The 18,140-nt window shown below is 75.6% G+C and carries 13 protein-coding genes and 1 pseudogene; 13 read left to right on the forward strand and 1 reads right to left on the reverse strand.

Going from position 1 to position 18,140, the window contains the following annotated elements; translation table 11 throughout:
- Positions 1-9 precede the first annotated feature (9 nt).
- The 4 genes and pseudogenes from IH44_RS0122315 to IH44_RS49755 form a co-directional block, all read left to right on the forward strand.
- A complete protein-coding gene (locus IH44_RS0122315) occupies positions 10-840 on the forward strand; it encodes a type II secretion system F family protein (RefSeq protein ID WP_232795047.1) in 831 nt (276 codons plus the stop codon).
- Between the two features lie 105 nt (positions 841-945).
- Positions 946-1,197 (forward strand): DUF4244 domain-containing protein, encoded by a 252-nt coding sequence (locus IH44_RS42980; RefSeq protein ID WP_030461453.1) that lies wholly within the window; start codon positions 946-948, stop codon positions 1,195-1,197.
- A 22-nt stretch (positions 1,198-1,219) separates the two neighbouring features.
- Positions 1,220-1,558, forward strand: coding sequence for a TadE family type IV pilus minor pilin (locus IH44_RS0122325; protein WP_232795048.1), 339 nt, complete (start codon positions 1,220-1,222; stop codon positions 1,556-1,558).
- Between the two features lie 91 nt (positions 1,559-1,649).
- Positions 1,650-1,994: pseudogene (locus IH44_RS49755) on the forward strand (Rv3654c family TadE-like protein); the annotation flags it as partial.
- A 138-nt stretch (positions 1,995-2,132) separates the two neighbouring features.
- Here IH44_RS49755 and IH44_RS0122330 read toward each other — a convergent pair.
- On the reverse strand, positions 2,133-4,484 hold the full coding sequence (locus tag IH44_RS0122330) for a DEAD/DEAH box helicase (RefSeq protein ID WP_030461455.1): 2,352 nt from the start codon (positions 4,482-4,484) through the stop codon (positions 2,133-2,135).
- Positions 4,485-4,706: 222 nt separating this feature from the next.
- Between IH44_RS0122330 and bldG the strand changes: the two genes are divergently transcribed.
- From bldG to IH44_RS49435, 9 genes are all read left to right on the forward strand, one after another.
- Positions 4,707-5,048 carry an anti-sigma factor antagonist BldG gene (bldG, locus tag IH44_RS0122335; RefSeq protein ID WP_014136695.1) on the forward strand — a complete coding sequence of 114 codons (342 nt, stop codon included), beginning with the start codon at positions 4,707-4,709 and terminating at the stop codon, positions 5,046-5,048.
- 157 nt (positions 5,049-5,205) lie between these two features.
- Positions 5,206-5,622: an ATP-binding protein gene (locus IH44_RS0122340; protein ID WP_030461456.1), complete on the forward strand. Its 417-nt coding sequence runs from the start codon at positions 5,206-5,208 to the stop codon at positions 5,620-5,622.
- Between the two features lie 396 nt (positions 5,623-6,018).
- Positions 6,019-6,717, forward strand: a complete 699-nt coding sequence (locus IH44_RS0122345) for a small secreted protein (RefSeq protein WP_157852419.1) — start codon at positions 6,019-6,021, stop codon at positions 6,715-6,717.
- Positions 6,718-6,797: 80 nt separating this feature from the next.
- The gene (locus IH44_RS0122350) at positions 6,798-8,333 is read left to right on the forward strand and encodes a methyltransferase (protein ID WP_030461458.1); all 1,536 of its coding nucleotides are present in this window, start codon (positions 6,798-6,800) and stop codon (positions 8,331-8,333) included.
- A gap of 195 nt (positions 8,334-8,528) precedes the next feature.
- Positions 8,529-9,038, forward strand: a complete 510-nt coding sequence (locus tag IH44_RS0122355; RefSeq protein ID WP_030461459.1) for a DUF3592 domain-containing protein — start codon at positions 8,529-8,531, stop codon at positions 9,036-9,038.
- A 358-nt stretch (positions 9,039-9,396) separates the two neighbouring features.
- Positions 9,397-12,270 carry a type I DNA topoisomerase gene (gene topA, locus IH44_RS0122360; RefSeq protein WP_030461460.1) on the forward strand — a complete coding sequence of 958 codons (2,874 nt, stop codon included), beginning with the start codon at positions 9,397-9,399 and terminating at the stop codon, positions 12,268-12,270.
- Positions 12,271-12,348: 78 nt separating this feature from the next.
- Positions 12,349-15,465, forward strand: coding sequence for a dTMP kinase (gene tmk, locus IH44_RS0122365; RefSeq protein ID WP_030461461.1), 3,117 nt, complete (start codon positions 12,349-12,351; stop codon positions 15,463-15,465).
- 146 nt (positions 15,466-15,611) lie between these two features.
- Positions 15,612-16,817, forward strand: a complete 1,206-nt coding sequence (locus IH44_RS0122370; protein ID WP_030461462.1) for a DNA polymerase III subunit delta' — start codon at positions 15,612-15,614, stop codon at positions 16,815-16,817.
- Between the two features lie 193 nt (positions 16,818-17,010).
- Positions 17,011-18,111 (forward strand): hypothetical protein, encoded by a 1,101-nt coding sequence (locus tag IH44_RS49435; RefSeq protein WP_030461463.1) that lies wholly within the window; start codon positions 17,011-17,013, stop codon positions 18,109-18,111.
- Positions 18,112-18,140 lie beyond the last annotated feature (29 nt).

The raw sequence follows: 18,140 nt of genomic DNA on the forward strand, positions 1-18,140 counted from the left end.
CTCGGGCGGGTGCAGCGGGTGTCGGAGGGCGAAGGAGGCGAGGTGGACGTGCTGGCGGTGTTGGGGCTGACGGTGGGTGCGGGGCTGGCCGGGGAGGCGTTGGCGGCGGCGGGGCGGCGGGTGGTCCGGCGGCGGGTCGTGCGGTGCGTTCCGGCGGTGGCGGGCTCCGCGGTGCGGGGCGGGCGGCGCGCTCGGACGGCGGCGGCTTGGCGGCGCGGACTCGGGCGGCTGACGGGCGATCGGCCGCTGGCGGTGCTGCTGGGAGTGTCGGCCTGGGCGCTGGTCGGCGGCTGGGCGGGGCCGGCGGTCGGTGTGCTGGCGGGCGGGGCGGCCTGGCGGCTGCTGCCCCGGGTGCGGGCGCCGGACGAGCGGCGGCGGGCGGCGGAGCAGGACTGGTTGGTCCGTCAGCTCCCGTTGACCGCGGAGCTGTTGGCGGCCTGCCTCGGGTCGAACGGCTCCCCGGCCGCGGCGGCCGCCGCCGTCGCGGACAGCGTGCCGACGCCGATGCGGGAGCGCCTGTCCGCAGTCGCCGCCCAGCTCTCCCTCGGCGCCGGGCCGGAACACTGCTGGGAGCAACTGGCCGCCGAATGCCCGCCATTGGCGCCACTCGCCCGCTGTCTGGCCCGCACCAGCCTCAGCGGCACCCCGCCGGCCGCGGCGCTGGCCGGGCTGGCCCAGTCCCACCGCGCGGCCGCCGCCCGGGCGGCGCACGCGAGGGTCCGGCGGGCGGGCGTGCTGGCGACCGCACCGCTCGGGCTCTGCTTCCTGCCCGCGTTCGTGCTGATCGGGGTGGTGCCGGTGGTCACGGGACTGACCGCCGCCTTCTCCCAGCGCCTGTGAGCAGCACCGGTCACCGGCCCGAAGCCTTTCCGATCGACTTCGACCGGTCCAACCACTCAGACCTCAGGAGCGGGCCGATTCCACTCCTGGAGAAGGGATTTCACCATGAAGAAGTTCACCGGCGCTGCTCGGCCGACCACCGTGCTGCTCGCCGTCCGCAGGTTCGGCGGCTGGCTCCGCCGGCGCTACCGAAAGGTGGCGGACGGGCCGCCGGACGCCGGGATGAGCACGGCGGAGTACGCGATCGGCACCGTTGCGGCCTGTGCCTTCGCCGCCGTGCTCTACAAGGTGGTGACCAGCGGCACGGTCTCCGGGGCGCTGTCCGAGATCCTCGACCGGGCCCTGCATGCGGTCTGACCGGAGACCGGCGGACAGCGGGATGGTCACGGCGGAGACCGCGGTCGGGCTGCCCGCCCTGGTGCTGCTGGCGGCGATGCTCACCTGGGGCGTGGTGGCGGCCGGGGCCCAGATCCGCTGCGTGGACGCGGCCCGGGTCGGGGCCCGGGCCGCCGCCCGGGGCGACGCCGATGCGCTGGCCCAGGCCACCGCCGCGGCCCCGCGTGGAGCGAAGGTCGTCATCGACCTGGGCGCCACCACCGCCCGGGCCACCGTCGAGGCCCCCTGCCCGGGGCCGGGCCGCCTCGCCGCACTGCTGTCGGTCCGGCTCACGGCCACGGCGGTGGGCGCCCGGGAGGACGTGCTGGTCGACGGCGAATGAGAACGAACACGAGGACGGCCGTGCGGACGGTTGTGCGGACCGGCCGGAGGTCAGGAAGAGAGGTGGTGCCGTGCGGGTGCGGGGGAGCGGTGTGCCGTCGGGAACGGCGGGCGACCGCGGTTCGGCGACGGTATGGCTGGTGGCCCTCGGGTCGCTCGGGGTGGTGGTGTTCTCGGCCTGCCTGATGCTGGGCACGGTGGTGGCCGCCCGCCACCGCGCCGAGTCGGCGGCCGATCTCGCCGCCTTGGCCGCCGCCGACCGGCTGCTGCTCGACGAGGACGGCGGCTGCGGGCGGGCCGAGGAACTGACCAGGGCCCAGGAACGGGCCGAGCTGGTCTCCTGCCAGGTGCTCCCGGGCCAGGACGCGGTGGAAGTGGTCGCCCAGGTGCCGATCCACGGTGTTCCGGTGCCACTGCCCCCGGCCCGGGCCCGCGCCCGGGCGGGTCCGGTCTGGGCCTGGGGAGACGAGACCGCCGCGGTCGCGCTCACCGGCGGGCACGGCGGACGGGAGCCGCCCCGGCCGGAGCCGGGCCCGGAGGCCGTCGTCGTGGCGGGCGTGCGCGGCAGTGGCCGGTCAGCCGGACCCGGTCGGCTCTTCCCCGGCGGCTGTGGCCGGGGCGCCGGCCAGCAAGGTGGTGAGCAGGCGGATCGCGGCGGCCTTGTCGAGCGGCTCGTTGCCGTTGCCGCACTTCGGGGACTGCACGCACGACGGGCAGCCGCGCTCGCACTCGCAGGCGGCGATGGCGTCCCGAGTGGCGGTCAGCCACTCCACGGCGCGCCGGAAACCGCGCTCGGCGAAGCCCGCGCCGCCGGAGTGGCCGTCGTACACGAAGACGGTCGGCAGACCGGTGTCGGGGTGCAGGGGCACCGAGACGCCGCCGATGTCCCAGCGGTCGCAGGTGGCGAACAGCGGGAGGAGACCGATGGAGGCGTGCTCGGCGGCGTGGGCCGCGCCGGGGAGCTGGTCGAACGGGACGAGTGCGTCCAGGAGTTGGTCCTCGGTGACGGTCCACCAGACGGCGCGGGTGCGCAGCGTGCGGGGCGGCAGGTCGAGCTTGCTCTCGCCGAGGACCTCCCCGGTGGAGATCCGCTTGCGCAGGTAGCCGACGACCTGGTTGGTGACCTCCACCGAGCCGTAGCCGAGCCGGGCCTCGCCCCACTCCTCGATGGTGTCGGTGGACAGGATCGAGATGGAGGTGACGTCCCGGGCGGAGGTGGTGTACGGCGGGTTCGCGGGGGAGACCAGGGCCACCGAGGACTCCAGGTCGAACTCGCGGACCAGGTAGGTGCGGCCCTGGTGCAGGTGGACGGCCCCGGTGTGCACGGTGGTGTGCGCGGCCTCGGCGTCCACCGTGCCCAGCAGCCGTCCGGTGTCGGCCTCGACGATCTGCACGGGGCTGCCGCCGCTGCCGCGCAGGTCGACGCCGTCGGCGGCGCGCTCGCGGCGGGTCCAGTACCAGGAGCCGTCCGAGCGCCGCCGCAGCAGGCCGCGCCGCTCCAGCACCGGCAGCAGCGGCGCGGTGGACGGGCCGAACAGCTCCAGGTCGGCGTCGGTGAGCGGGAGTTCGGCCGCGGCGGCGCACAGGTGCGGGGCCAGGACGTGCGGGTTGTCCGGGTCGAGGACGGTGGCCTCCACCGGGGTGGCGAACAGCGCCTCGGGGTGGTGGACCAGGTAGGTGTCCAGCGGGTCGTCCCGGGCGATCAGCACCGCCAGCGCGCCCTGGCCCTCCCGGCCCGCCCGCCCGGCCTGCTGCCACAGCGAGGCCCGGGTGCCGGGGTAGCCGGCCAGCAGGACGGCGTCCAGGCCGGAGACGTCCACGCCGAGTTCGAGGGCGGAGGTGGAGGCGAGGCCGAGCAGCCGCCCGGTGTGCAGGTCGCGCTCCAGGGCGCGGCGCTCCTCGGCCAGGTAGCCGCCGCGGTAGGCGGCGACCCGGGCGGCGAGCGGCTGGCCGAGCTGCTCCTGGGCCTGCAGCGCGACCAGTTCGGCGGCCCGCCGGGAGCGGACGAAGGCCACCGTCCGGGTGCCGCCGTGCACCAGGTCGGTGAGCAGGTAGCCGGCCTCGGCGGTGGCGCTGCGGCGGACGGGCGCGCCGTGCTCGCCGGTGTTCTCGGTCAGCGGCGGCTCCCAGAGCGCGAACACCAGCGGGCCGCGCGGCGAGGAGTCCTCGGTCACGGCGGTGGCGGGCAGGCCGGTGAGCCGCTCGGCGGTGACGGCCGGTTCGGCGGTGGTCGCGGAGGCCAGCAGGAAGGTCGGCTCGGAGCCGTAGCGGGCGCACAGCCGCCGCAGCCGGCGCAGCACCTGGGCGACGTGCGAGCCGAACACGCCGCGGTAGGTGTGGCACTCGTCGACCACCACGTACCGCAGCGACTTCAGGAAGGAGGACCAGCGCGGGTGGGCGGGGAGGATGCCGCGGTGCAGCATGTCGGGATTGGTCAGCACGTAGGACGCGTACTGGCGGACCCACTCGCGTTCCTGCGGCGGGGTGTCGCCGTCGTACAGCGCCACCCGGACGCGGTCGGGGACGAGTTCGGCGGCGCGCCGGCGCTGGTCGGCGGCCAGCGCCTTGGTCGGGGCCAGGTACAGCGCGGTCGCGCCCCGCCCGTTGCGGGCCTCGGTGCCGGTCAGCAGGTCGCTCAGCAGCGGGGCCAGGTAGCCCAGCGACTTGCCCGAGGCGGTGCCGGTGGCGATCACCGTGGTCCGCCCGGCGGCGGCCAGGTCCATCGCCTCCGCCTGGTGCGCCCAGGGCAGCACCACGCCGAGTCCGGAGGCCGCCGCGACGACCTCCTGACGGATTCCTTCCGGCCAAGGCGCATACCGGGCCTCACGGGCGGGCAGGTGCTCCGTATGGGTGAGGCGCTCCGACCTGCCGCGCTCGGTGGAAAGGGCGGTGAGCAGGGCCTCGGGCTGGTGGTGACGGGGCGGCATGAAGACCCAGTGTGTCACCGGCGTGACGGAGAATCGCTGTTAACCATCGTGCGGCCATGGTCGCAGGTGGTTGAATGAAGCCCGTGACGGCCGCACGGCCGAGGGCCGCAACGCCGAGGCTCCGACCTGCCGGTTCGCCGCGCCCCGGCCCTGCGACCCTGCGGTGGCAGCCGCCGGGCTGAAGATCGCAATGACGTAGCAAGGCAAGGTGCTGGAGGTTCCGTGGACCTGTCCCTGTCGACCCGTACTGTCGGCGATCGCACGGTCGTCGAGGTTGGCGGCGAGATCGATGTGTACACCGCCCCCAAGTTGCGCGAGCAGCTTGTCGAGCTCGTCAACGACGGCAACTACCACTTGGTCGTGGACATGGAGGGCGTCGACTTCCTCGACTCCACCGGCCTCGGCGTGCTGGTGGGTGGCCTGAAGCGGGTGCGTGCGCACGAGGGTTCGCTGCGCCTGGTGTGCAACCAGGAGCGCATCCTGAAGATCTTCCGGATCACCGGTCTGACCAAGGTGTTCCCGATCCACAACTCGGTGGACGAGGCCGTCGCCGCGACCGACTGACGGCTCCCGCCGGTCTGCTGTTCCAACCGAATCACTTCGATCGACCGCCGCCGGTCGGCCGGGCCCAGCGTCCTGCCCGGCCGGCGTGGTCGGTGTCCCCGCCTCCGCCGTGCGGGCCGGTGTGCCCGGCGGCGGGGAGCAACCCCGGAGGGGAGACATGGCAACCGTCGAACTTCGATTCAGCGCGCTTCCCGAGCACGTGCGCACCGCCCGGCTGGTGGCCGCCGCGGTGGCCAGACGCGCGGGGGTGGACGAGTCGGTGCTCGACGAGTTGCGCCTCGCCGTCGGTGAGGCCTGCTCGCGCGCCGTGGCGCTGCACCAGCGCAACGGCGTGGGCGGCGCGGTCCGGGTGGCCCTCACCGAGCAGGAGAAGCGGTTCCTCATCGAGGTCGCCGACGAGGCCGGGCCGGCGCACGCCGCCGGTGCCGCCGCGGGCGGGGACCCGGAGGACGAGGACGCGCTCGGCCTCGCGGTGATCACCGGCCTGGTCGAGGACGTCGAGGTCGGCAACGGCTCCGACGGCGGCGTGATCCGGATGAGCTGGCCGGTCTCCCCGGTGTCCGTCCCGGTCTGATCGACCGGGCCAGGCCGGGCGTGCCGACGGGCAGGCCGGCAGGCCAACGGGCAGTTCGGTCTGACCGGCCGGACCGACCAGGCCGGTCAGGTCGGGTGGGTCTGATCGGGCCGGGGCACGTGCGCAGGGTCGGTCGGACGAGCCGCTCCGGCACCCCGGCAGCGCTGTGAGTCGCACCGTCTCGGCAGGTTGGACGAGGCGGTGCTTCGTCGTGTCCGGAGGGCCGGGGGCCGGCAGGTGCGGTGGGCGGACAAGGCGTCCTCGGGGCGTTGAGCTGGGCGGATGCCGTGGGCCGTGGCCTTCCCGCCGGGGCGGTCCGGGCGGGCGTGTAGGTTCGCTGGCGATGCCCGGAGCCGGGCGTCAGTGACCGAAAGGGCCCCGGTGAAGAAGCGACTGGTGACCGTTCCCGCGCTCGGCGTGCTGTTCGCGCTGGCCGCGGTCGGCTGCTCCGCCGACGACTCGTCGGCGAAACTCGACGGCTGGGCGAAGAGCGTCTGCGACGCCGCGAAGGACCCGGTCGCGCAGTCCAGGACGGCCCTCGCGGACACCGCGAACGTCAAGGACGGCGAGGCCCCCGTCGACCTGCAGAAGCGGCTCTCGGCCGACCTCGCCTCGCTCGCCACCACCAACCAGCAGCTGGCCGACGCGGTCCAGAAGGCCGGGGCGCCGAAGATCGACAACGGGGCGAAGGTCCAGCAGGACGCCGTCAACGAGCTGAAGCAGGTCGCGCAGGGCTACCTGGACGCGCAGAAGAAGCTCGACGGGCTGGCCAGCGCGGATCAGGCCAAGTTCGCGGACGGGCTGCGCAGCGTCGGCGACCAGGTGCAGCAGCTCTCCCAGGTGTCCACCTCCGCGCTGGCCGCCCTGCAGAGCGGCGGCCTGGGCGAGGCGATGAAGAAGCAGCCCGGCTGCAAGGCCGGCACCGCCGGAACGGGCGCGGCCTCCGCGAGCCCGTCGGCCGGTGCGACCGACGGGACGGGCGCGACGGGCGGAGCCGGCACCGGGAGCCCCGGCGCCTCCGCCGACCCGGCCGCCTCCGGCAGCCCGTCCGGGGCCGCCACCGACTCCGGTTCGCCCTCGCCCGCCAAGAGCTGACGCCCCGTCGGGCTGCGCCGCCCCACACCGCGTGCCTGCGGGCGGGGCGGCCGGGGTGCGGGACGGGGGAGAATGGCGGGGTGACGAACAGCCCCGTACTTCCCGTACTTGACGCCGACCGGTCGGCGGAGTTCCGCGAGGCGCTGCTGAAGGCCTCCTTCACCGCCGACGGACTGCTGGACCTGCTCGGCCCGACCGCGTACGCGGCGCTGGCCCGCAGCGAGGCCGTTCCGGCGCTGCGGGCGACCCGGGGCGGGTCGCCGCTGGAGACGCTGGTGCGGCTGTTCCTGCTGCAACGGGCCGTGCCCCGGGCCGCGGCCGCCGCCGCGCTGCCGGTCGACGCCCTGCTGGCCGACGGCTGGCTGACCGCCGACGGCGACGAACTGCGCGCCACCGTGGACGTGCGGCCGTACGCCGACGAGGTCGCCGGGCTGCCCAGCGCCGACGCCTGGGTGGTGTCCGACCTGGGCTGCGCGGTCGGCGGCGCGGGCGGGATCGGCTCGGGCCGGACGGCCGCCGGGGTCGAGCGGCGCGACCTGGTGCTCGGGGTCGGCGGGGCGTCCACCACGCTGGCCAACCTGACGGTGCGCCGGCCGGTGCGCGAGGTGCTGGACCTGGGCTCCGGCTCCGGCGTGCAGGCCCTGCACGCGGCCCGGCACGCCCAGCGGGTCACCGCCACCGACCTCAACCCGCGGGCCCTGCACTTCACCCGGCTGACCGCCGCGCTCTCCGGCTTCGACCAGGTGGAGACGGCCGAGGGCAGCCTGTACGAGCCGGTCGGCGACCGGCGCTTCGACCTGATCGTCTCCAACCCGCCGTTCGTGATCTCCCCGGCCGGCCGGTTCACCTACCGGGACGGCGGGATGGCCGGCGACGAGCTGTGCCGCAGCGTGGTCCGCGGCGCGGCCGCCCACCTGGCGCCCGGCGGCTACTGCCAGCTGCTGGCGAACTGGCAGCACGTCAGGGGCGAGGACTGGCACGACCGGCTGGCCGGCTGGGTGGCCGGCACCGGCCTGGACGCCTGGGTGGTGCAGCGCGAGGTGCAGGACGTCGCCCAGTACGCCGAGCTGTGGCTGCGCGACGGCGGCGACCACCGCGGCGAGGAGTACGCCGCCCGGTACGAGGAGTGGCTGGACGGCTTCGAGGCGGCCGGCGTCGAGGGCATCGGCTTCGGCTGGATCACCCTGCGGGCCTCCGGCGCGGCCGAGCCCGTGGTGCGGATCGAGGAGTGGCCGCACCCGGTCGAGCAGCCGCTCGGCCCGCACATCGAGGAGTGGTTCGCCCGGCAGGACTTCCTGCGCGCCCACGACGACGCCGGGCTGCTGGCCGCCCGCTACCTGCTCGCCGACGAGGTGGTCCAGGAGCAGATCGGCGACCCGGGCTCGGAGGACCCGGAGCACGTGGTGCTCCGGCACAACCGGGGCATGCGGCGGGCCACCAAGGTGGACACGGTCGGCGCGGGCTTCGTCGGCGTCTGCGACGGCACCCTCGCGGCCGGGGAGATCGTCGACGCGATCGCCCAACTGCTCGGCGAGGACCGGGCGGCGCTGCGCGAGCGGGTGCCCGAGTCGCTGCGGCTGCTCACCGAGCAGGGGTTCGTCGAGCCGGTGCGTTGAGCCGGTGCGTCGAGTCGGTGCGCTGAACCCGTGCGCTGAGCCCGTGCGTCGAGCTGGTGCGCCGGCTGGCTCCCGGGGGCGTTCACCTCGCCGTTCCCCGGGCGTGGCCCGGCGTACTCCGGGCGTCCGCCGCCGGTTGTCCACCGGGTGCCATGGTGCTGTCCACAGGCTGTGGAAGCGCGGGGGAGGACCGGGGTGGAGACGCCGACGACGCTGGTGGGCGGGGCGGTCCTGACGGTCTTCGGGAGCGCGCTGCTGCTGTGGTGCGCCGTGGAACTGCGTCTTCGCCACCACCTGCGCCGGCGTGGCGTGCCCGCCACCGCGCAGGTGGTCGCCGACCCCGACGCGGCCGGCGCGATGGACAGCAGCCCGCTGCTCTCGTACCCGGTGGAGCTGTCCGGCGGCCGGGCCGACACCGGCGCCGGGTCCGGTACCGTTCACGAACTGCGCCCGGTCTCCGTGCCGGACGACGAGTCGCACCACCTGGTGCTGGCCCGGCCGCGGGGCAGCACGCCGCTGCGGCGGCCGGTCCGGCTGGCTCCGGGCGCGGCCGTCCAGGTCGCCTACGACCCGCGCCGCCCGGACCGGGTGGTGCTGGCCGCCCACGAGGAACTGCCCTCGCTGCCGGCCGACCTGTTCTGGGCGCTGCTCGGCACGTCCGCGCTGGCCGGCGGGCTGACGCTGCTGGCCGTGGCGCTGCGCTGACGCCCCCGGGCCGGTCCGCGAACGCCCCGGTCAAGGCGGTGCCGCACCTCCTCGCCGTCACGGAGCGGGTTCTTCCGGACGGCCGGTGACGGGCGGGACGGGCGGCTCCCGAGCGGGCCCCGGCCGTTCGTCCACGGGCCGGTCGGGACGGGGCGGAGGGCGTGGTTGGCGGGGAAAGACATGCCCCGGGGCCTGCCATCGGGTTACCGTTCGAGTGGCGTCGGTCGGCCTTGCCGGTGAAAAAGCGGGTTCCGTCCGTTTGACAAGAGTGGCCGGGGTACGGTCACACTCCGCTGGTGGGGCCGTCGCGTTGTGACGCCCAGGAGCTTTGGTAAACGACCGGGAGAGAAGAGCGAAGGTGTCCCCGAGCAGCGAGACCGCGCACGGCAAGCGACTCGTCATCGTCGAGTCGCCGGCCAAGGCCAAGACGATCAAGGGCTACCTCGGGCCCGGCTACATCGTCGAGGCCAGTGTCGGTCACATCCGCGACCTGCCCGGCACGGCCGCCGAGGTCCCGGACGAGTACACCGGCGAGGTGCGCCGCCTCGGCGTCGACGTGGACCACGACTTCGCACCGATCTACGTGGTGAACCCGGACAAGAAGTCCCAGGTCAGCAAGTTGAAGTCGCTGCTGAAGGAGTCCGACGAACTCTTCCTCGCCACCGATGAGGACCGCGAGGGCGAGGCCATCGCGTGGCACCTGCAGGAAGTGCTGAAGCCCAAGGTGCCGGTGCACCGGATGGTCTTCCACGAGATCACCAAGGACGCCATCCAGGAGGCCGTGCGCAACCCGCGGCACCTGAACAAGCGCCTGGTCGACGCCCAGGAGACCCGCCGCATCCTGGACCGCCTCTACGGCTACGAGGTCTCCCCCGTGCTGTGGAAGAAGGTCATGCCGAAGCTCTCGGCGGGCCGCGTCCAGTCGGTGGCCACCCGCCTGGTGGTCGAGCGCGAGCGCGAGCGGATCGCCTTCACCTCGGCCTCGTACTGGGACCTGGTCGGCACCTTCGGCACCGGCCGCACCTCTGCCGACGCGGCCAACCCGGAGTCCTTCGGGGCCCGGCTGGTCTCGGTCGACGGCAAGCGGGTCGCCACCGGCCGCGACTTCGGCCCGGACGGACGGCTGAAGAGCGCCGCGACCACCCTGCACCTGGACGAGCAGGCCGCCCGCGCGCTGGCCGCCGCGCTGCAGCAGACCGCGTTCAGCGTCCGCAGCGTCGAGTCCAAGCCCTACCGCCGCTCCCCGTACGCGCCGTTCCGCACCACCACGCTGCAGCAGGAGGCCAGCCGCAAGCTGGGCTTCGGCGCGAAGCGGACCATGCAGGTGGCGCAGAAGCTGTACGAGAACGGCTTCATCACCTACATGCGCACCGACTCGACCACGCTGTCGGAGACCGCGGTCACCGCGGCCCGCGCGCAGGTCACCCAGCTGTACGGGGCCGACTACCTGCCGTCCGCGCCGCGCACCTACGCTTCCAAGGTGAAGAACGCGCAGGAGGCGCACGAGGCGATCCGCCCGTCCGGGGACCGCTTCCGGACGCCCGCCGAGACCGGGCTGAGCGGTGACGACTTCCGGCTGTACGAGCTGATCTGGATGCGCACCGTCGCCTCCCAGATGAAGGACGCGGTCGGCCAGTCGGTCACCGTGAAGGTCGGCGGCCGGTCCGCGGACGGGCGGGACGCCGAGTTCTCCGCCTCCGGCAAGATCATCACCTTCCACGGCTTCCTGAAGGCCTACGTCGAGGGCGCCGACGACCCGAACGCCGAGCTGGACGACCGCGAGCGCCGGCTGCCGCAGGTCGCCGAGGGCGACCCGCTGGCCGCCGAGAAGCTCACCCCCGAGGGCCACGCCACCAAGCCGCCGGCCCGGTACACCGAGGCCTCGCTGGTCAAGGAGCTGGAGGACCGGGAGATCGGCCGCCCGTCCACCTACGCCTCGATCATCGACACGATCATCAACCGCAAGTACGTGTTCAAGAAGGGCACCGCCCTGGTGCCGTCCTTCTTGTCCTTCGCGGTGGTCAACCTGCTGGAGAAGCACTTCGGCCGGCTGGTCGACTACGACTTCACCGCGAGGATGGAGGACGACCTCGACCGGATCGCGGCCGGCCAGGCCGAGTCCGTGCCGTGGCTCAAGCGCTTCTACTTCGGCGAGGGCGAGTCGAACGGGGCGGCGGTCGGCGGGGCCGCGGACGCCGGGAACGGCGACGGCGACCACCTCGGCGGCCTGAAGGAGCTCGTCACCGACCTCGGCGCGATCGACGCCCGCGAGATCAGCTCCTTCCCGGTCGGCGACGGCATCGTGCTCCGGGTCGGCCGCTACGGCCCGTACGTGGAGCGGCCCTCCGCCGTCGAGGGCGAGCCCGGCCAGCGGGCCGACGTGCCCGAGGAGATGCCGCCGGACGAGCTGACCGTCGAACTCGCCGAGGAACTGTTCAACAAGCCCAGCGGCGAGCGCGAGCTCGGCACCGACCCGGTCAGCGGCAACCCGCTGGTCGCCAAGGGCGGCCGGTTCGGCCCGTACGTCACCGAGGTGCTGCCCGAGGGCACCCCGAAGACCGGCAAGAACGCCGTCAAGCCGCGCACCGCCTCGCTGTTCAAGTCCATGGACCTGGACACCGTCACGCTGGAGGACGCGCTCAAGCTGCTCTCGCTGCCGCGCGTCGTCGGCACCGACGCCGAGGGCAACGAGATCACCGCGCAGAACGGCCGCTACGGCCCGTACCTGAAGCGGGGCACCGACTCGCGCTCGCTCACCAGCGAGGACCAGCTGCTGTCCATCACCCTGGACGAGGCGCTGGCGATCTACGCCCAGCCGAAGGCCCGGGGCCGGGCCGCCGCCGCGCCGCCGCTGAAGGAGCTGGGCAACGACCCGGTCAGCGAGAAGCCGGTGGTGGTCAAGGACGGCCGGTTCGGCCCGTACGTCACCGACGGGGAGACCAACGCGACGCTCCGCAAGGACGACGAGGTCGAGACCATCACCCCCGAGCGGGCGTTCGAGCTGCTCGCCGAGAAGCGCGCCCGCGGGCCGGTGAAGAAGACGGCCAAGAAGGCCCCGGCGAAGAAGGCCGCGGCCACCAAGACGGCCGCCGCCAAGAAGACCACCACGGCGAAGAAGGCCACCGCGAAGAAGACGGTGGCGAAGAAGGCCGCGACGGTGAAGAAGACCGCCGCCAGGGCCACCGCGGCCAAGGAGGCCGGTGCCGCCGACGGCGGTTCCGAGGAGAGCTGACGGACACTCCGTAACGGGCCTGTTCGAATCCGGGCAGGCCCGTTAAGACCGGGGCCCCGCACTCGCTACGCTGACCGTATGACGAGCGAGGAGCTGCCCCCCACCGCGCGCACCGCCGCCCCCGGCCTCCCGGAGGTCGCCCCCGCCGGGACACCCGGCGAACGGGCCCGTGCGCTGCTGAGGCTGCGGCCCTACCGGAAACTGTGGACCACCCAGCTGCTCGGCGGTGCCGCCGACCGGCTGACCGTCCTGGTGCTGGTGCCGCTCACCGTGGCGGCCGCCGCCCTCGGCGGCCAGCTCGGGCACGGCTACCGGGCGCTCCCGCTCGCCGTCGCCGCGGTGTTCGCGGCCCGGCTGCTGGCCACCGGCCTGTTCGGCGCCGCGCTGCTCGGCCCCGTGCACGCCCTGGTCGGCGGCAAGCTCGACCGGCGCTGGAGCCTGCTCGGCGCCGACCTGGTCCGCGCCCTGCTGATCGGACTCGCCCCCTGGTGGACCGTCTGGACGCCCGGCTCGGCGACCTGGCTGCTGCTCGGCACCGCCTTCCTGGCCGGCGCCGCCGAACGGATCTGGACGATCGGCAAGGCCGCCGCCGTCCCCGGCCTGCTGGCCGTCCCCGAACAGCCCGGACCGCCGTCCGCCGCCGCGCTGGACGCCGTCCGCACCCTCGACCTGCGCACCGGCTGGGCCGCGCTGCCGCTGGCCGCCGGCGGGCTGATCGTCCTCACCCTGCTCAACAACGTGCTCGCCGCGGTCGGCCTGGGCCGGCTGCGGGCGCACCAGCTCGCCGTCGCCGCGCTCGGCGCCGCCGTGCTGTTCGCCGTCAACGCCGCGCTGCTGTACCTCCAGGAGCTGCCGGCCGGGGCCACCGCCGCGCCGCGCTCCCCGCTGCAGGGCCTGCGCGCCCCGACCGATGCCACGCCCGGCCCCTCGCTGAAGAAGGGCCGCACCGGCTCCGCCCCGTACTTCACCTTCTCGATCGCCGCCGCGTACGCCGCGATGGCCGGCGTCGCCGCGCTCGGCCTGCTCACCGCGGGCGAGCACCTGGCCGGGCCGATCGGCTACGGCCTGCTGGTGCTGGCCGCGGCCGGCGCCCCCGCGGTCGGCATCCGGCTCAGCCGGGCCACCCTGCCCGGCCTGTCCCGCCGCCGGCTGCTCGCGCTCGGCCTGGTCACCGCCGGGGTGGCGCTGATCCTGGCCGGGCTGGTCCTCGACTTCGTCCTGGTGCTGCTGTTCACCGTGCTGGCCGGACTGGCCGCCGGCGTGGTCATCGCCACCGGGCGCGGGCTGCTCGCCCAGGAGATCGAGGAGATCCGGCTCGGCAAGGTCACCGAGCACCTGTACGCCGTGCTGCGGGCCGTGGTCGGCGCCGCGCTGATCGGCATGCCGCTGCTGGCCGCCGCGTACGGGCAGGTCGCCCTCGGCGAGGTCGGCCGCGGCCACTTCACCTTCATCCACGACGGCGCGGCGCTCGCCGTCTCCACCGCCGGGCTGCTCACCCTGGTGCTGGCCGCCGTCGTGCTGCTCAAGACCGACGACCAGCGCGGCGTCGTCCCGTTCGGCCGCGAGCTGGCCCAGGCCGTCCGCGGACAGGCCGAGGTCGCCCCGCACCGGGCCGCCGGGAAGGGCTACTTCATCGCCCTGGAGGGCGGCGACGGGGCCGGCAAGTCCACCCAGGCGCAGGCGCTGGCCGAGTGGATCCGGGCCAAGGGCCACGAGGTCGTCCTCACCCGCGAGCCCGGCGGCTCCCCGATCGGGCAGCGGCTGCGCGCCCTCGTCCTGGACGTCGGCAACACCGGCCTGTCGCACCGCGCCGAGGCGCTGATCTACGCCGCCGACCGGGCCGAGCACGTCGAGAACGTCATCCGCCCGGCGCTGGAGCGCGGCGCGGTCGTCCTCACCGACCGGTACATGGACTCCTCCATCGCCTACCAGGGCGCCGGCCGCGACCTGGCCGCCACCGAGGTCGCCCGGATCTCCCGCTGGGCCACCGGCGGGCTGGTGCCCGACCTGACCGTCGTCCTGGACGTCGACCCGACCGCCGCCCGGGACCGCTTCACCGAGGCGCTGGACCGGCTGGAGTCCGAGCCCACCGAGTTCCACCAGCGGGTCCGCTCCGGCTTCCTGGCGCTCGCCGCCGCCGACCCGGCCCGCTACCTGGTCGTCGACGGCACCCAGCCCGCCGCCAACGTCACCACCGCGATCCGGCACCGGCTCGACCGCGAACTGCCGCTCTCCGACCAGGAGAAGGCCGCCAAGGCCGAGCAGGAGCGCAAGGCCCGCGAGGAGGCCGCCCGGCGCGCCGCCGAGGCCGAGGCCGCCCGCAAGGCCGCCGAGGAGGCCGAGCGCAAGCGCCTCGAACTGCTGGAGCAGCTGCGCGCCGAGCAGGCCGAGAAGGACCGGCTCGCCGCCGAGGAAGCCGCCCGGGCCGAGGCCGAGGCCGCCCGCAAGGCCGCCGAAGCCGCCCGGATCGCCGCCGAGGCGGAGGCCGCCCGGCGCGCCGAGGAGGACGCCGTGCGGCGGGCCGAGGAGGCGGCGCGGGCCGAGGCGGCGGCGGAGGCCGCGCGCAAGGCGGCGGCCGAGGAGGCCGCCCGGGCCGAGTTCGCCCGGCAGCGCGAGCTGCAGCGGGAGGAGCAGCGGCGGCGCGCCGAGGAGGCGCTGCAGCGGGCGGAGGCCGCGCGGCGGGCCGCCGAGGCGGAGGCGGCCGCGGCGCTGGCGGCGGAGGCTCCGGCCGCTCCGGCTGCGGCTCCGGCTGCGGATGAGACGGCGGTGCTGCCGAAGGTCGACGCCGACTCGGAGAGCACGCGGGAGCTGCCCAAGCCTGGGGCGGGGAAGCCGGGTTCAGGGGACTCGGACGCCAGCGCTGGTTCGGGTTCGGGGAAGCCGGAGGTGGACGAGACCGCGGTGCTGCCGAAGGTCGGGGACGTCGAGGAGACGGCGGTGCTGCCGGTGGCGGACCCCGCCCGGCGGGTGCCCGAGGGGCTGTTCCGGGACGAGCCCGACTCGGCGCAGACCCGGGAGCTGCGGCCCCGGCCGGAGTGGGCGGAGGAGACCCCGCTCGACGACCTGCCCAGCCTGACGGACAGTCTGCTCGGCTCCCGCGAGGAGTGGGCGCGCTGGGAGGCGGCGGAGCCCGAGGCCGGGCCGGAGGAGGAGCAGCAGCCCAAGAAGGGCGGCTGGCGGCGGCGCAAGGACTAGCCGTCCGGGCGGCGCGCCGTTCGACCTCGTGGCGGGCGGCGGGCGGGGGACGGTCCTGTCCGTGGTGGGCGTCGGCGGCCTGCGCCGGGTGTGTCCTGGGCCGGGGTTAGGCTCGGCGGGGCGGGATCGGCGAGGAGGAGCGCGGCGTGAGTGTGTGGGACGACCTGGTCGGGCAGGACCGGGTGGTCGAGCAGCTGCAGGCGGCGGCTCGGGCGGCCCGGGCGAGCGTGCTGGCGGGCCGCGGCGGGGCCGCGGCGGGCAATGCCTCGTTGATGACGCACGCCTGGCTGTTCACCGGCCCGCCGGGCGCCGGGCAGGTGACGGCGGCGCGGGCGTTCGCGGCGGCGCTGCAGTGCACCAGCCCGGACCTGGAGCTGGGCGGGGTGCCGGGCTGCGGGTTCTGCGACGGGTGCCACACGGTGCTGTCGGGCAGCCACGCGGACGTGAAGCAGGTCCGGACGGACGGTCTGTCGATCGGCGTCGGCGACATGCGCGACCTGGTGCTGCGGGCCGCGAGCTACCCGACCGGTGGCCGCTGGTCGGTGATCCTGGTGGACGCCGCGCACCGGCTGACCGAGGCGGCCGCGAACGCGCTGCTGAAGGGCGTCGAGGAGCCCTCGCCGCGGACGGTGTGGCTGCTGTGCGCGCCGTCCGTGCAGGACGTCCTGCCGACGATCCGCTCGCGCTGCCGGCTGCTGGTGCTGCGGACGCCCGCCGCGGAGGCGGTCGCCGACATGCTGGTGCGGCGGGACGGCGTGGAGCCGGCGGCGGCCCGGATCGCGGCGCTGGCCGGGCAGGGCGACATCGACCGGGCGCGGCGGCTCGCGGTGGACGAGCAGGCCCGTTCGCGGCGGGCCGAGGTGCTGCGGATCCCGCTGGAGGTGGCCGACCTGGGCGGCTGCCTGGCGGCCGCGCAGCGGCTGGTGGACACCGCGAAGGCGGACGCCGAGGCGCTGGCCGAGACCCAGGACGCCCGGGAGACCGAGGACCTGCGGGCCGCGTACGGCGCGGCGGAGGGCAGCCGGGCGCCGCGCGGCATGGCCGGGGCGGTGAAGGAGCTGGAGAAGCGGCAGAAGAGCCGGGCCACCCGGACCCGCCGCGAGACGCTGAACGTGGCGCTGGGCGACCTGCTGGGCTTCTACCGGGACGTGCTGGCCCTGCAGTTCGGCGCGGGCGGCGAGCTGGCGAACGAGGACCAGCGGCCGGCCCTGCAGCGGGTCGCGGGGGCGGGCGCGGCGGAGAACACGCTGCGCCGGATCGAGGCGGTGCTGGCCTGCCGCCGCGCGCTGGACCGGAACGTGGACCCGCTGCTGGCGGTGGAGGCGATGACGGTGGCGCTGCGGGCGGGCTGAGCGGCCGTTCCCGGGACCGTCCGGGGTGCCTCCGGGGCGCCCGTCCGGAGTGTCGTCCGGCCGTCGCTCGTTCGAGTGAACGTGCCGAGACGCCCGTACCGCCCCGGGGTCAGGGGGCACGTGGTCTTGCACCCTGTGCACTGACCACGCGCTCGCGTCCGGCGGCCGGTCCTTCCCCGAGGTGGTGCGTCCCATGCCCCGTTCGCTCCTCGTCCTGTTGTTGCTGGTGGCCGCGGTGGCGGGCAGTTGGCTGGCCCGTTCGGCGATGGTGCGCTGGCGGGACCTGCGGGCCGCGCAGACGTACGAGCTGGCGGCGGAGGCGCGTCCGGCGCTGGTGCGGGCGGGGGCGGCGGCGCTGTGCCTGATGTGCGTGAGTGCGCTCGGGGTGGCGGTGCTGCTGGGGGAGCGGGGCGGGGTGCGGCAGGCGGTGGCGGCGGTGGAGGAGGGGCGGTCCACGGGCAGTGCGGACGGGGCGGCGGCCTCGGCGCCGGTTTCGGCGGCACCGGTTTCGGCGTCGGCGTCGGCGTCGGCGTCGCCCTCGCCTTCGCCGGTGGCGTTCGCGGCGGTGGGGCGGGCGGCGGGCGGGGAGTTGATGCAGGGGGCGGTGCCCGGGCCGGACGGGCGGGCGCGGACGGTGCGGGTGTGGCTGCCCGCCGAGTACGGGAGGAACGCGACGGACCGGTTCCCGGTGATCGTGCTGCACTCCGGGACGCCCGGGCGGACCGCCGACGCCGACCTGCCGGACGTGTTCGACGGGGTGGCGTCGGCGGTGCAGCAGGGCAAGGCCCGGCCGTTCGTGGTGGTCGCCCCCGAGGCGCCCGGCGGCACCGGCCACCCCTGCGACCTGGTGGCCGCCGCCCCGCAGGCGGTCGCCGACGACGCGGCGCTGCGTTCGGCCGTCGGCGCCGCCTTCCGCACCCTGCCGGCCGGCCCCGCGGGCTGGAGCGTGCTCGGCGTGGACGGCGGCGCGCCCTGCGCGGCGGCGGCCGGGCTGGCCCGTCCCGACCTGTACGGGGCCGCCGCGGCGGTCTCCGGCCGGTACGACGCGAAGGCGCTGACCGGGGCGGCGGCGGAGGCCCCCGGGGCGGTGGGGGCGCGGCTGCTGCTGGCCGCGGCGAAGCGGGACACCGACGGGGTGGCGTCCGGGCGGGCGGTGCAGGCGGCACTGCGGGACGCCAAGTCGCGGGCCGAGGTGCGGACTTCCGAGGTGGTGCAGGACTACACGTCGGAGCGGGAGCGGCTGCGGCTGGTGCGGGTCGCGGTGCAGTACCTGGCGGAGCAGCTCGCCAAGTAGCGGGCGGCGGGGGCGGGATGGGGGTGGTC

Source organism: Kitasatospora sp. NRRL B-11411 (assembly GCF_000721345.1).
In the GTDB taxonomy this organism is placed as follows: Bacteria; Actinomycetota; Actinomycetes; order Streptomycetales; family Streptomycetaceae; genus Kitasatospora; species Kitasatospora cineracea.

Coding starts and splice junctions, on each gene's coding strand:
- IH44_RS42980 (WP_030461453.1), top strand. CDS start 946: ATGAAGAAGTTCACCGGCGCTGCTCGGCCGACCACCGTGCTGCTCGCC.
- IH44_RS0122325 (WP_232795048.1), top strand. CDS start 1,220: ATGGTCACGGCGGAGACCGCGGTCGGGCTGCCCGCCCTGGTGCTGCTG.
- IH44_RS0122330 (WP_030461455.1), bottom strand. CDS start 4,484: ATGCCGCCCCGTCACCACCAGCCCGAGGCCCTGCTCACCGCCCTTTCC.
- IH44_RS0122340 (WP_030461456.1), top strand. CDS start 5,206: ATGGCAACCGTCGAACTTCGATTCAGCGCGCTTCCCGAGCACGTGCGC.
- tmk (WP_030461461.1), top strand. CDS start 12,349: ATGACGAGCGAGGAGCTGCCCCCCACCGCGCGCACCGCCGCCCCCGGC.
- IH44_RS49435 (WP_030461463.1), top strand. CDS start 17,011: ATGCCCCGTTCGCTCCTCGTCCTGTTGTTGCTGGTGGCCGCGGTGGCG.